The organism is Thalassorhabdus alkalitolerans, from assembly GCF_042656525.1.
GTDB lineage: Bacteria > Bacillota > Bacilli > Bacillales > Marinococcaceae > Thalassorhabdus > Thalassorhabdus alkalitolerans.
In genome coordinates, this window is the sequence record NZ_JBHSOZ010000004.1 from 138,125 (window position 1) to 152,276 (window position 14,152).

The 14,152-nt window shown below is 38.9% G+C and carries 11 protein-coding genes; 10 read left to right on the forward strand and 1 reads right to left on the reverse strand.

Annotated elements, in window-relative coordinates; genetic code table 11:
* Nucleotides 1-2: 2 nt before the first annotated feature.
* The 10 genes from ACFPU1_RS10200 (at nucleotide 3) to ACFPU1_RS10245 (ending at nucleotide 12,282) form a co-directional block, all read left to right on the forward strand.
* Nucleotides 3-1,865, forward strand: coding sequence for a sigma-54-dependent Fis family transcriptional regulator (locus ACFPU1_RS10200; protein ID WP_385940726.1), 1,863 nt, complete (start codon nucleotides 3-5; stop codon nucleotides 1,863-1,865).
* A 121-nt stretch (nucleotides 1,866-1,986) separates the two neighbouring features.
* On the forward strand, nucleotides 1,987-3,270 hold the full coding sequence (locus tag ACFPU1_RS10205) for a four-carbon acid sugar kinase family protein (protein WP_385940934.1): 1,284 nt from the start codon (nucleotides 1,987-1,989) through the stop codon (nucleotides 3,268-3,270).
* Complete coding sequence (locus ACFPU1_RS10210) at nucleotides 3,267-4,298, forward strand: TRAP transporter substrate-binding protein (RefSeq protein WP_385940728.1); 1,032 nt, start codon at nucleotides 3,267-3,269, stop codon at nucleotides 4,296-4,298. The genes ACFPU1_RS10205 and ACFPU1_RS10210 overlap by 4 nt, the downstream gene beginning before the upstream one ends.
* Before the next feature lie 69 nt (nucleotides 4,299-4,367).
* Nucleotides 4,368-4,841: a TRAP transporter small permease gene (locus ACFPU1_RS10215; protein ID WP_232725383.1), complete on the forward strand. Its 474-nt coding sequence runs from the start codon at nucleotides 4,368-4,370 to the stop codon at nucleotides 4,839-4,841.
* Nucleotides 4,842-4,846: 5 nt separating this feature from the next.
* Entirely contained in the window at nucleotides 4,847-6,121 is a 1,275-nt protein-coding gene (locus ACFPU1_RS10220; RefSeq protein WP_385940730.1) for a TRAP transporter large permease, read from the forward strand.
* Between the two features lie 12 nt (nucleotides 6,122-6,133).
* Nucleotides 6,134-7,387, forward strand: coding sequence for a nickel pincer cofactor-dependent isomerase, group 22 (locus ACFPU1_RS10225; protein ID WP_385940732.1), 1,254 nt, complete (start codon nucleotides 6,134-6,136; stop codon nucleotides 7,385-7,387).
* A 29-nt stretch (nucleotides 7,388-7,416) separates the two neighbouring features.
* Nucleotides 7,417-8,853, forward strand: a complete 1,437-nt coding sequence (locus ACFPU1_RS10230; protein WP_385940734.1) for an aldehyde dehydrogenase family protein — start codon at nucleotides 7,417-7,419, stop codon at nucleotides 8,851-8,853.
* 12 nt (nucleotides 8,854-8,865) lie between these two features.
* Nucleotides 8,866-10,062: an iron-containing alcohol dehydrogenase family protein gene (locus tag ACFPU1_RS10235; RefSeq protein ID WP_054637265.1), complete on the forward strand. Its 1,197-nt coding sequence runs from the start codon at nucleotides 8,866-8,868 to the stop codon at nucleotides 10,060-10,062.
* Nucleotides 10,063-10,077: 15 nt separating this feature from the next.
* Nucleotides 10,078-11,076 (forward strand): 4-hydroxythreonine-4-phosphate dehydrogenase PdxA, encoded by a 999-nt coding sequence (pdxA, locus tag ACFPU1_RS10240; RefSeq protein ID WP_385940736.1) that lies wholly within the window; start codon nucleotides 10,078-10,080, stop codon nucleotides 11,074-11,076.
* Between the two features lie 426 nt (nucleotides 11,077-11,502).
* A complete protein-coding gene (locus ACFPU1_RS10245; RefSeq protein ID WP_385940738.1) occupies nucleotides 11,503-12,282 on the forward strand; it encodes a (2Fe-2S)-binding protein in 780 nt (259 codons plus the stop codon).
* A gap of 55 nt (nucleotides 12,283-12,337) precedes the next feature.
* Here ACFPU1_RS10245 and ACFPU1_RS10250 read toward each other — a convergent pair whose 3' ends face one another.
* Nucleotides 12,338-13,717 carry a peptidoglycan-binding protein gene (locus ACFPU1_RS10250; RefSeq protein WP_385940740.1) on the reverse strand — a complete coding sequence of 460 codons (1,380 nt, stop codon included), beginning with the start codon at nucleotides 13,715-13,717 and terminating at the stop codon, nucleotides 12,338-12,340.
* Between the last annotated feature and the right edge of the window lie 435 nt (nucleotides 13,718-14,152).

A 14,152-nucleotide genomic window follows, 5' to 3' on the forward strand; every position in this document is an offset into this window, starting at 1 on the left:
AAATGGAAAAAATCCTAGTCATAGCTCCCTACTCGGGGTTAGCCGATGTATTTAACGAAGTTAAGCAAGACCATAACAAAAACATTGATATTCAAATTGGTAATCTAGAGGATGGGGTAGAGTTAGCAAAAGCAGCCGAATCAAATGGGTACAATATTATTATTAGCAGGGGAGCAACAGCAAAAATGATTCGTGAAAACTGCTCCTTACCTGTAATCAACATAAATATTACAGGATATGACATTTTGAGAACAGTGGCTCTAATGAAAGGGTATCAGGGGAAAATCGGAATCATGAGTTATTTTAATGTAATTCATGGTGCCGATTCAATAAGTAAATTGCTGGATATTGACCTTACATTTTTACCTATCAATACACAAAGTGATATAAAAAAAGAGCTTGATAAAGCTTGGAAGGATGGCGTGCAAGTTATTATTGGTGATGTAATATCAACCACTGAAGCGGAAAAGATGGGACTTCACGGCGTTTTGATTAATAGTGGAAAAGAGGCATGTATAGAAGCTATAGAAGAGGCTGAGGAAGTATTTTATTATCAAAGATTAGAAGTTAGGAAGCTGTTAACTCTTGTGAGTAACATAGAGGAAGGTGTTTTTCTAACGAGCAGATCAGGAGAATGCATACAAGCAAACTCTAAAGCATGTACTCTTTTGGGAGTGGAGCCAGACACTCTTCTACACAAGAATATAAATAAGGTATCCTCCTTTCTGGATATTAGCCAGACATCACTACAGCAAAAGACGGAGGAATTAGAAATACCATACAATGGAAGGGCGATACATGTACGAAAAGTACCAGTTGTAGAGAAGTCAGTGGTCATTGCTGTCTTTGTGTTCGTAAAACCTTCACCTGCTGCTCTTGGAATACAAAGAAAAAGAGGAAGAGTAGTTAATTATAGCCAACCTTACACTCACTTTAATCATGTCGTTGCTAACTCTGAAAAAATGAGTCATGTAATTAGCTCCGCGAAAAAATTAAGCAAATCAAACCTGCCACTTCTTATTTATGGAGAACACGGCAGTGGGAAAACAGTGTTAGCGCAAGCCATCCATAATGAAAGCTCTAGGACAGGAGGATTTGTTACGGTATCTTGTCGGGATTCCAGTGCTGAGGAACTAGATGAAATTTTATTTGGCAGGGACAAGGGTGCTTACCCTCGTTCAGGAGCGGTAGAGAGAGCAAAAGGTGGCACTTTATTTATTAAAGAAATTGGTTCTATGCCAAGCAGTCTCCAATCGAAGTTCCTAACACATGCAGGAAAAGAATTAGTATATAACTCTTCTAATGAAAGTTTCCGGATAATAGTGTCCAACACTATACCCTTAGATATTTTAGTAAATGAAGGACTATTAAATGAAAATTTGTATAGATCTTTGAAATCTTTTAGTATAACTGTGCCCTCATTAAGAGAGAGAGAAGAAGATATAAATGATTTAATTCGCTGGTTCATTGCGTCTTCCAATAAGAAGTTAGGCAAACAAATTGTGGGATTAAGTAATGAAGTGAAGACTTTTTTGCTAGAGTACGATTGGCCTGGTAACGTAACGCAATTAAAAAACATTATTTATCAAATGTGTTTGGTTAGTAACGGGCCATTTATCGAGAACACAGACGTTAAGGATATCCTGCAACAATTGGATCACAAGGAGACAAAAGCGAAAAGTTCAACAAATTCAGCAGTTAACATAACTGGTAAAACGTTAGAAGAGATTGAAAAGGAAGCTATCCTATTGGTTATGAAACTTGAAAATTTTAACCAATCTAGAGTGGCAAAAAAACTAGGAGTGAATAGGACTACTTTATGGAGGAAATTAAAAGAAATGGACATAAAGAACCAAAGTGTTTAAAAATGAAACAATTTAAAAAATAAATACTATTGAAATATTAAACATGTAAGCGTTATAATTTAGATATTCACTCAACAATCAATACCATGTTCCTAGAAAGGAGGAGCGACTTATTGAGAGTATCACAGTACTAGCAGATGATTTAACAGGAGCAAATGATACAGGGTTGCAATTCTTTGAACAAGGGTTTTCAACCAGAGTGGTAGTTAATTCGGAAAGAGCTACTCTTAAAGAGAACTGGGTAAACGTTTTAAATTTAGAGACCCGTTCGAAAAATGAGGAAGAGGCAAGAAAATGTTTTGAGCAATTCTCAACGAAACTAATAGACTCTGAATCTATCGTTTATAAAAAAGTAGATTCTACTTTCAGGGGACATATTGGAGTAGAAATAGATGCCTTAATTGAAAAAGGAAAGTTTGACTTAGCTATTATAGCTCCATCGTACCCCATTAATGGAAGGGTTATTAGGTCGGGAGTACAGTACGTAAAAGAAGTGCCTCTGCATGAAACCCAGTTTGCAAAAGATAAACAATTTCCTATAGAAACCTCATCGGTGGAGAAGTTATTAGAAAGTCAATCTAAACATTTAACTCGTCATGTTGGATTTGAAAGCGGTTTCTCTGTAGCTGAAATACAAGAAGAGATTTATCAAGCGAAAAGAGACGGAGTAAAATTACTATCTTTTGATACAAGGGAGCAAAAAGACCTTGATTGCATTGCTGCTGCTAGTCTTGCTGTCCAAGAGAGATTTTTTTGGGTTGGATCAGCTGGCTTGGCTAATTCGTTAGCAAGGGTCTTAAAAAGCAAATTAAATCTCCATAATCCTTCATCGCAAGATAATAGGAACCTTGCTCTTGATGATAGTAGGTTCTTAGGGATTGTTGGAAGCCAAAATGAAGCAAGTAACTTACAAGTGAATTACGCAGAAAGAAACGGGACCTCTATCACAACTCTAGACCCTCTAAGTTTGACAAAGCTAGGGTTGAAAGAGGTAGAACCTTGTTCCTTGCATGAGTTAGAACAAATTAAAGACATATCGGTATTTTCTGTCCAAACTCAAAGCAGTAATTCAGAAGAGTGGGCAAAATATTTAAGCAAATACTCATATATTGGAAATCTTATTGCGAAAGGGCTTGGAACGCTAGGAAGTTATTTATTATCAAAACATAAAATTAACGGTATTTTTCTAACTGGCGGAGACATAGCTTATCAAACATGTTGTTCTGCAAATATAGATACATTAAATATTGTAGGTCGTCTAGATGAGGGCATCCCAATATGCATAGTTCCAAAAGGAGCATATAAAGGGATGATCGTTGTCACTAAGGCCGGAGGTTTTGGTAAAGAAGATTCATTATTAAAAGCTATTAATATTATAAACAACCAAGGAGGATTAGTACGATGAAAAAAAGATGGTTAGTAGGTAGTGCACTAGTACTGGGAGCTGTATCTCTGTCTGCATGTGGAGGTAATGGAGATGATGGAAACACCGAGGCAAGCGGAGACGGAAACGGAAACGGGGAAGAAACCTATACCCTTGCAATAGGGCACACTTTAGCCGATACTTCCCATTACCAAGAAGCATTATTAGAGTTTCAGGATATGATAGAAGAGCGTAGTGATGGCAGAATTGAAGTAGAGTTATTTCCTGACAGTGCCCTTGGCGGCGAAAGAGATATGATAGAAAGCGTTCAACTTGGAAACCAAGAAATGGTATTGACTTCTACTGGGCCTATGAGTGGATTTGCTGAAGAAGTTACAGTTGTTGACTTGCCATTCCTATTCCGTGATCATGATCACGCACATGGAGTTCTGGATGGGGAAATTGGACAAGAATTACTAGAAAAGCTTGAACCAACAGGATTAATCGGACTTGCATGGTGGGAAAATGGTTTCCGTCATGTAACAAATAGCGATGGTCCAGTAGAAACACCTGAAGACCTAGCCGGTCTTTCGCTAAGAACAATGGAAAATGATATTCATATGGATGCTTTCCGGGCTATGGACGCTGACCCAACACCTATGGCTTTTGGTGAATTATTTACAGCACTCCAACAAGGAGTGGTTGACGGACAAGAAAATCCTATACCTGTAATTCAAACCTCTAGGTTTTATGAAGTTCAAGACTATTTGTCCCTTACAGGCCATGTATACAATCCATCAATTCTAGTTATCTCAGAAGAAGTCTACAACAGCATGCCTGAAGACTTACAAGAAATCCTCCGTGAAGTGGCTCAAGAGGGTGCTGAGTTAGAGAGAGAGATTGTGCAACGCATGGAAGAAGAGTACATTGAAAGCTTAAAAGATGAAGGTATGGAAGTTATTGAAGATGTTGACCTAGAGCCGTTTATTGATGCAGTACAACCAGTTTATGAGAAGTATAGTGACGTGTTTGGAGAAGACCTTATTGAGTCAATTCAAAATCACGAGTAAGGAAAAGGGAAGAAATTGTGGGGCGAGTGTTTCTTACTCGGCCCCCTTTTTGAAAGGTAGTGACTGAATGTGAGTATAATCGTTCGTGGTATTGATTATATAAATTGGGTAATTAAATACGTCATAGGAATTACACTAGGTTCTATGGCAGTAATTATTGCCTACCAGGTATTTTCTAGATACGTATTGGGAACCTCTCTTTCTTGGTCAGAAGAGCTTTTACGGTACCTGATGGTCTGGGTGGTTTTTTTAGGTGCAGCAGTAGCTTTAAGGGAAAAAAGCTTAATTGGGATAGAAATGTTTGTAGAACGATTTCCTGAAACAATACACAGAATTCTAAAAGTTTTTTCTTACATAGTTTGTATGGTGTTCTTTATTTTCATCATGTATAAAGGGATAAACGTTTTAGAATCTGTAAGCAATCAACGTTCTCCTGCAATGAGGATCTCAATGGTATGGGCCTATGCAGCAATGCCTATAGGAGCTTTCTTTATGCTTTTAAATAGTGTTGCAGTACTTATTGAGATGTTTAGAAAGGAATGAGTTAATTGGTCACAATCCTAGTTATTACACTCATCCTGTTGTTCATGTTTAGTGTTCCCATTGCATTTGCATTAGGGATATCATCAACAGTGGCTATATGGTTATCGGGAACTATGCCACTAGAGAGTATTGTGCAAAGGATGTTTAATGCGTTAGACCTTTTTCCATTACTGGCCATACCGTTTTTTATACTTGCGGGGAGCTTAATGGAAACAGGAGGTATTTCACGACGTTTGATTAATTTTGCTAATGTGATTGTTGGTGAAATGAAGGGTGGCTTAGCCGCAGTTGTCGTTGTCACCTCAATGTTCTTTGCAGCTATTTCTGGTTCAAGTCCAGCAACAGTTGCCGCGATTGGTTCTATTTTGATTCCAGCCATGATTGCAAAAGGGTATCACAAGGATTTTGCTGCTTCTGTCCAGGCTGTTTCTGGTGGAATCGGGGTTATTATTCCGCCAAGTATCCCTCTGATTTTATATGGGGTAACAGCTCAGGTTTCAATTGGTAGTTTGTTTCTGGCAGGTATCCTTCCTGGAGTAATGTTAGGCATTTTATTGCTTATTACTGTTTATATCATTTCTAAAATGAGAGATTACAAAGGCGGGGAAAGTTCAAATTGGAAAGAAAAAGGCGTTGCTTTTAAGGAGGCATTATTGGCATTAATGATGCCGGTTATTATCCTTGGTGGTATCTATGGGGGGATCTTTACTCCAACAGAAGCTGCAGGTGTAGCTGTAGTGTATGCATTTATTGTAGGATTCTTTGTGTATAGAGAAATTACTGTAAAAAATCTTATGAATATTTTCATAAAGTCCTCTATTACAACGGCTATTATCATGATTATTATTGCAAATGCCGGTGTATTTGCCTATATACTAACTAGGCAGAGAGTGCCTCAAACAATCGCAGAACAGTTCACACAATTCACAGAAAGTCCGCTTGTCTTTCTATTGATTGTAAATGTGTTCTTGCTTATCGTGGGAATGGTGTTTGAAACTTCAGCCGCAATTATTATTTTGGCTCCAATCTTAGTGCCTGTAGCTATGACTATGGGAATTGATCCGGTTCATTTTGGTATTATCATGGTTGTAAACTTGGCTGTAGGAATGGTTACACCACCAGTAGGTGTCAACCTATTTGTAGCAGCCCAAATAGCAAATACTACCTTAGAGCGGATAGCTTGGGCGGTCATTCCTTTCTTGATTGTACTCATAATAAATGTGCTGATCATCAGCTATATACCTGAAATTTCAACTTTCTTGCCTTCAATCTCAAATTAGGAGGAATTTATTATGACTTCTTATCCCAAAGTTGCTAAGATACGTCAATCTTTTGATCGACCACAAGTCACGGCCATTGAACAAGTGGTTTCTGAGGAATTAGACAAAGAAGCCATTAAATGCCAAATTAAACCGGGTGCAAGTATTGCTATTACAGCTGGAAGCAGAGGGATTGCAAATATTGCATTAATCATTAAAGAAGTGATCAGGCAGTTAAAAGAAAAGGGAGCAAACCCATTTATTGTCCCAGCCATGGGAAGTCACGGCGGAGCCACAGCTGAAGGACAGGTTAAAGTGCTTAATAGTTTAGGTATTACGGAAGAATATAGCGGAGCCCCTATCAAATCTTCTATGCAAACAGTGCAAATAGGCACAACTGAAGAAGACCTTCCCGTTTATATGGATAAAAATGCTTATGAAGCTGATGGAGTAATTGTTATGGGAAGAATAAAGCCCCATACGGATTTTCGTGCAATCATTGAAAGCGGGATTTGCAAGATGGCTTCCATTGGACTGGGGAAACATGATCAGGCTTTAGCTTTGCATACATTAGGCATTCACGGAATTAGGGATGTGATGCCTAAGGCTGCAAAAGTGATTTTTGATTCCGGGAAAGTATTATTTGGGATTGGAATTGTCGAAAACGCTTATGATGAGACAGCGATTATTGAGGCGATACCTACTAAGAATATTTTTGAAAGAGAAGCTGAACTGTTACAGCAAGCTAGCCAGTTTATGCCTTCCCTCCCTGTGAAAAATTGTGACATCCTTTTTGTCGATGAAATTGGAAAGAATTTCAGCGGGACGGGGATGGATACAAACATAATAGGGAGGATTAGGATTAGTGGAGTGCGAGAACCTGAAAATCCCCAAATTAAATATATTATTGTTGGTGATGTGAGTGCTCCTTCTCATGGTAATGCCTTAGGCATTGGGTTAGCAGACCTTACGACTGAACGTTTACTTAATAAAATTAACTTTCAGGCAATGAATGAAAATGTAATTACGAGCACCTTTTTGGCACGTGCTTCTATTCCGATTGTTTTAAAAAATGATAAAGGGGCATTAGAAGCAGCAATGCGTGGTAATTGGGGAGTTGATGGCCAGGACACACGTTTTGTGAGAATACCAAATACTCTTGAGATTTCTACGTTATATGTTTCAGAAACGGTATTTGAAGAGATAAAAGACGATAACTCTATTGAAGTCCTAGAACCTCCCCGGGATATAATTTTTGATGATAAGGGTAACTTCCCTAACTTTTAAATATTTTTATTAAATGGAAGGTGATTAGAATGAATGAAAAAGTAGTACATTATCCCCACTATATTGGTGAAGAGAAACTTACGAACAATGAAGTTATTAATGTTGAGGACAAATTTGAAAATACCCCTTTAGCCACGATTTCAAGAGGGTCAAAGACGGAAATTGATAAAGCTGTTAAAGTTGCAAAAGAAACGTTTGAAACCATCAAACTAACTCCTACAGAAAGAGCTGATCTTTTAGTAGCTGCTGCTCAAAAGTTTAAAGAGCGTAAGGAGGAACTTGCTGAAACGATTGCTCGTGAGGTTGGAAAAGTAATTAACGATGCCCGGGGTGAGGTAGATAGAGGCATTCAAACCTTTCTGGCAGCAGCAGAGGAAGGGAAAAGAATTACCGGCCACACTGTTCCAGTAGAAGGGCAGAGTGGAAATGAAAATAGAATGGCTTTTACAATTCGTCAGCCTGTAGGCGTAGTAGCGGCCATTACTCCTTTTAATTTTCCTTTTAATTTAACTGCTCATAAGCTTGCCCCTGCTTTAGCTGCAGGAAACACTATTGTATTAAAGCCTGCTGAAAAAACACCACTTAGTGCTATTAAGATGGTTGAAATATTGAGAGAAGTAGGCTTTCCGGCGGGATATTTAAATGTAGTAAATGGTTATGGTCATGAAGCTGGACAGCATTTATTAAAGCATCCAGATGTAAACATGTACACCTTTACTGGAAGTCCAGATATTGGTCGTCTAATTAAAAGTGAAACTGGAATCAGGAAGGTAACATTAGAGCTAGGCAGTAATGCTCCTAATATCGTACATAAGGATGTAGAAAACCTCTCTGAAATTGCTCAATCATGTGTTCAAAAGGGTGTTATCCACAATGGCCAGGCTTGTATTTCTGTTCAAAGAGTTTACGTACAAGAGGAGGTTCTTGATGCATTTTTAGAGGAGGCAAAAAATGCAGCTGAATCCTTAGTGGTAGGCGATCCAATGAAGGATGAAACTCAAGTCGGGCCTATGATTGATAAAAAGTCTGCTGAAAGAATTGAAAGCTGGGTAAACGAAGCAGTAGAACAAGGTGCTACTGTGGTTTCAGGTGGGAAACGGGAAGGCTCTATCTATTATCCAACAGTATTGACAGACGTTAAACCTGAAATGAAAGTAGTATGTGACGAGGTATTTGCTCCAGTTATTGTAGTTGTTCCTTACAAAGAATTTAATGATGCTATAAAACAAGCTAATGATTCCCGGTACGGACTTCAAGTTGGTGTATTTACTTCCAATATCCACTTAGCAATGGAAGCAGCAAAAACTTTACAATTTGGTGGAGTAATTATAAATGACGTATCCACATTTAGAGCTGATGTCATGCCATATGGCGGTATAAAAGATAGTGGTGTTGGAAAAGAAGGGCCTAAATATGCCATCGAAGAAATGACTGATGAGAAAATTATTGTTTTAAATAATAGGTAGCGGAGGGATAGTATGAGGAATACATGGACAGTACACTCAACTGAAACGATGGTTTTTGGCAATGGAGCTATTCAGGAACTACCAAAGCTTTGCAGAAAATTTGATGCCAAGAACGTATTAATTGTGACTGACCAAGGCATTAGGAATGCGGGTTTAGTCGAGGTGATCTTAGACGTACTATCTGATTTTAATGTAGAAGTCTACGATAAAGCTGTGCCAGAACCACCAGTAGAAAGTGCCGTGGAATGTTTGGAAGAAGCCAAGAAACAAATGCAGGTCGATGTCATTATTGGTTTAGGCGGTGGAAGCAGCATTGATTTAGCAAAAGTTGTGGCGCTTTTATTAGAACACGGAGGCGAGCCTAAGGACTATTTTGGCGAAAACCAAGTGCCTGGAGCGATAGCCCCATTAATTGCTATTCCTACTACTGCAGGTACGGGGTCTGAAGTTACTTCAGTGACTGTCTTAACTGATAATGAAAATAAAATAAAAACTGGTATTTCTGATAACAACTTAAGGCCAAAAGCTGCTTTACTTGATCCTGAATTAACGCTGAAGTTGCCTGCTTATGTGACTGCATGTTCTGGAATAGATGCATTAAGTCATGCTGTGGAAGCTTATACAGCAAAAGAGTCACAGTACATTGACGCTGAAGGAGAGCTTTTATTTCAGGGTGCAAATCCTATGAGTGATTCGCTTGCACTGCAGGCTATCCGTTACATTGTTGAATACCTGCCATTAGCAGTTAACCAAGGGACTAATAAAGAGGCTCGTTATTATATGTTACTAGGAAGCCTACTTGCCGGACAAGCATTTTCAAACGCTGGCACTGCGGCTGCGCATGCACTTGCATACCCTATTGGAGGAATCGTAAAGTCTCCCCATGGTGAACTAACGGGTTTATTACTGCCTCATGTATTGAAACACAATAAAGCGGTAATAACTGATAAACTAGCTTTTGCAGAAAGAATGGTAGATTCTACAAAAGCAGATCTTAATAAGGATGAGGCTGCTGATTCGTTTATTTCACGTATCGAACAGTTATTAGTTGATATTAATTTACCGGCTCGTCTATCTGAGATTGGTGTAAAAGATGAAGATATTGATACCATTGCTGAAAAAGCACTAAAAATAGAAAGACTGATCAGAAATAATCCTAGAGTGCCAACAGTCGAAAGCTTTAAAACGTTACTAAAGAATGCATTGTAGAAAGAGAGGGTTCCTATGAATAAGCCAGTAATTTGCATGACTATGGGAGATGCGGCAGGTGTCGGACCGGAAATCATTATGAAGGTTCTTACAGACTCGGAAGTTTACGAATGGTGTCATCCTCTTGTCGTGGGAGATGCCAAAATATTACAACGCGCTGGAGAAATAGTAGGTTCTAATATGCTTATAAATTCCATTCAATCTGTTAATGAGGCTCGATTTGAAGTAGGAAAGGTTGATTGTGTAGATTTAGATTTGCTACCAGAGGATCTTCCTTTTGGAGAAGTTTCTTCAAAGGCTGGTGACGCCGCTTATCGTTATATTGAAAAAGCGGTTGAACTAGCTAAGAATAAAGAAATAGACGTCATTTGTACTGCTCCTTTAAACAAGGAAGCTCTACAAAAAGGTGGTCACAAATATCCAGGACACACCGAGTTATTAGCTCATTTAACAGATACAAAGGAATTTGCAATGTTCCTTTCTTCACCTAAACTGAAGGTAATTCATGTAACCACCCATATTGGTTTGATAGATGCTGTTAAGAGTATAAAGCCTGAAAGGGTTTATAACGTTATAAAAATGGCAAATGATACCTTAGTCAAAGCTGGAATAAAGGAACCTCGGATTGCTGTCTGTGGGATTAATCCACATGCAGGTGAAAATGGTTTATTCGGCTATGGTGAAGAAGAAGAGAAAGTTCTCCCTGGAGTAAAGAAAGCACAAGAAGAAGGGATTAATGCTACAGACCCTCTTCCAGCTGACACTCTTTTTTTCCGTGCAGTTAGAGGAGACTTTGATGTGGTAGTAGCTATGTATCATGATCAGGGACACGGCCCTATTAAGGTATTAGGTTTAGAATCTGGGGTTAATATTACTGTGGGACTACCAATTTTAAGAACAAGTGTAGATCATGGAACGGCTTTTGATATTTCAGGGAAAGGCATTGCTGATGAGGCAAGCCTTAAAGAAGCTATTCGTCAAGGGGTAGAATTAGCACCAAAGAATATTCAATAGAGGAAAACGCGTATTACACCTAAAGTTAGACCGAACGTAGCTACTCGTTTTTAGTAGCTGGTCTTCTTTAGGTTTTTTGTTTTCATTTACAGCTATGTCTTATAAAATACAACTCAATCAACAACAGACGTTTTGGTATTTTATTAATAATTACATTAATAAGTATTAAAAAGAATAGAAGGGCACAAATACAAAGAGTACAATGTTGTGAAAGTCATACTGGCCTTTAGTATAAGACTACCTTCAGGTTTCATCTTTATTGCGTAAGCCCCTTAATCATTCAATGGCAGTCATAGTTAAGCTGCAGGACTTCCTTACCTCAGATAAAGAGGACATTGTAATATCCTTACAAGTCTATAGAAGGAAATTTTCCTAAGCCAGGTCTCTTGTGCCAAAGGAGAGTATAGAAAAAAGGAGAGTAATACAGTGGTTGATGTAAATACTGGAGAATTAGCAATATGTGGGATAAAAAGTAGTACTGCACATATAAAAAAAGCTTTCTCTTTTGCAGAGTTAGAAAGAGATAGTGTTGCTGCTGATTTCCTGGCTCATAGAATAAAAGTCATCCAGGGAGAAGATAGGAAGGCAGCTGCAGCGAACACCATCACATATATAGCGCTTGCCACCGCTGGTCTTTATTATTTTTCATTAAAGAATAAAGTCTTTCCCTCGTTTATCTGGGGAGATTCTATGATTGGAGAAAGCATGGAAAGGCCGTTAACATTATCTGTTTTTCTACAAGACTTAGAGTTTTCCAGGGTGGAAATAACGGAAGAAGTAAGTCTCAGTATTGCAGGAAAGTTATTTCACAGCCAGCAAAGAGTATTACATACACTTTCTGCACTAAGCAGCCTTCCATTTAATCAATGCTGGGCGTTATATGATCATGGGTTCTTAAGTGCTTCTTCTCTTTTTAGATTAACTCTACACGAACGAGCAAGAGTAGAAGAAGGGAGACTTGCATTAAAACGTCTGCCGCCTGAAATCTTTGGATCTGTGCGTAATCCATTTGATGTTAAACGCAGATCTGTAGACAGCTGGTGGAAACCAGTCGAAAAACTCCCTTTAAAGGCTACCTGCTGTTTAATGTACAAAACAGGCAGACGTAAAGAGTATTGTTATACCTGTCCTAAACTCACGAAACAAGAGAGAGAGAAGGCAGCATCATCCTTTCAACAGCAATACGGTGTCCGAAAGCCTTGGTAGTAAAAGATCCCCGGATTTATCCTGAAACAGGATACCCGGGGATCTTCTTATATTATTAGTCAATGACAGTTACTTGTACATTTTGGCGACCAAAGTTAACGGCATCTCCACGATCTTGCATGTATAGGTCGATGCGGTTTCCTTGGATGTTCCCGCCAGTATCTCCGGCAACAGCTTCGCCGTAACCTTCTACATATACAGTAGAACCAAGTGGAATAACATTAGGGTCAACTGCGACTACACTTTGATTCGGATTAGCATTAAGATCAATACCAGTAGCTGTTACACCAGTGCATCCTGCACAGTTAGCAGTATATGCAGTAGCTTCCATAGTCATAGTTTGTCCTTCAGCTTCGCTTACGTCAGCTGTGTCTTCTTCAACTGGAGTTTCAGCTGCAGGCTCCTCTGTTGCAGTTGGAGTTTCTTCTGCAGGCTCTTCAGCTGGAGCTTCTTCTTCAGCCGGAACTTCTTCTGCAGGCTCTTCAGCTGGAGCTTCTTCTTCAGCCGGAACTTCTTCTGCAGGCTCTTCAACTGGAGCTTCTTCTTCAGCCGGAACTTCTTCTGCAGGCTCTTCAGCTGGAGCTTCTTCTTCAGCCGGAACTTCTTCTGCAGGCTCTTCAACTGGAGCTTCTTCTTCAGCCGGAACTTCTTCTGCAGGTTCTTCAACTGGAGCTTCTTCTTCAGCCGGAGCTTCTTCTGCAGGCTCTTCAGCTGGAGCTTCTTCTTCTGCAGGCTCTTCAGCTGGAGCTTCTTCTTCTGCAGGCTCTTCAGCTGGAGCTTCTTCTTCAGCCGGAACTTCCTCTTCTGCAGGCTCTTCAGCCGGAGATTCTTCAACAGGCTCCTCAGCTACTTCTACAGTTGTTTCTTCAACTGATGCAGTGCCTACGGTCTCAGCATCGCTTCCGTTAACTGCTTCATGGAGTGCTGAGAATGTTTCTGGGCCTGCTAAGCCATCTACAGTAATACCTTGAGATTTTTGGAAATCTACTACTGCCTGATGAGTAATAGGACCAAAGATTCCATCTATTTTATATTCATAAAATCCAAGAGTGTTTAAATCTTCTTGCAGAGAGCTTACTGTTGCTCCTTCGTCCCCTTGTTCAAGAATGGAAAGGGAGCTGATAGTTTGAACGCCTGCTAAGCCATCTACAATCAGACCATTTTTTTCCTGATATGTTGTTACTGCTTGTGTAGTTTTAGCATCATATGTTCCAGTTATGTGCTTATCTTTTAAAAGGTTATTTTCGTTTAACATTGACTGGAGCTCTTCTACATGAACGTGATCCTTGCCTTCATAAAGAAGCTTCGATCCAAGTTCTGCTCCTGCTGCATCGTCATTTGGTAATCCTAAAAATACTGCTGCTGCTAAAGCCGGCGCACCGATCCATTTCATTTGCGGCTTTAACTTGTTTAATGTTGATTCTTTTACCTTCATGTGTGAAAACCTCCAATAGAGAAGTCATGATTTGTTCGACGCTTTGAATCGTATCAAGACTTTCCAGGAGAGACAATAGATTTCTAAGCTATTTAAATGAATTGAAATGTTTATGTAACATTGGCAATGCTGTGTTAATACAAATTGGAAATAATATCAGGGATAATGAGAAAATAATCGAAAATCTCAAAAAGTATGGGACGAGGTTTTTCCAAAAAATGGGGATAAGAAATGAAGAAATATAGGAGAACATGTAAAACAAAATGTCGAATTTACGAGTATGTATTCAGTGTAATAGATATAAGAAGATAGTGAAAGAGCAAATTATAAAAAAATAATAATTAATACTATTCTCCTTTTAGAAGCAAGTTAAACTATGAATTTTTTATAAGCACAAAAAAGCAAATCGAATAAAATTACCAGACAGTGGAGTAG

What these genes read in the sequence shown, in the direction of transcription:
- ACFPU1_RS10210 (WP_385940728.1), top strand. Translation starts at nt 3,267, where the DNA reads ATGAAAAAAAGATGGTTAGTAGGTAGTGCACTAGTACTGGGAGCTGTA.
- ACFPU1_RS10235 (WP_054637265.1), top strand. Translation starts at nt 8,866, where the DNA reads ATGAGGAATACATGGACAGTACACTCAACTGAAACGATGGTTTTTGGC.
- pdxA (WP_385940736.1), top strand. Translation starts at nt 10,078, where the DNA reads ATGAATAAGCCAGTAATTTGCATGACTATGGGAGATGCGGCAGGTGTC.
- ACFPU1_RS10250 (WP_385940740.1), bottom strand. Translation starts at nt 13,717, where the DNA reads ATGAAGGTAAAAGAATCAACATTAAACAAGTTAAAGCCGCAAATGAAA.
- ACFPU1_RS10225 (WP_385940732.1), top strand. Translation starts at nt 6,134, where the DNA reads ATGACTTCTTATCCCAAAGTTGCTAAGATACGTCAATCTTTTGATCGA.
- ACFPU1_RS10200 (WP_385940726.1), top strand. Translation starts at nt 3, where the DNA reads ATGGAAAAAATCCTAGTCATAGCTCCCTACTCGGGGTTAGCCGATGTA.
- ACFPU1_RS10230 (WP_385940734.1), top strand. Translation starts at nt 7,417, where the DNA reads ATGAATGAAAAAGTAGTACATTATCCCCACTATATTGGTGAAGAGAAA.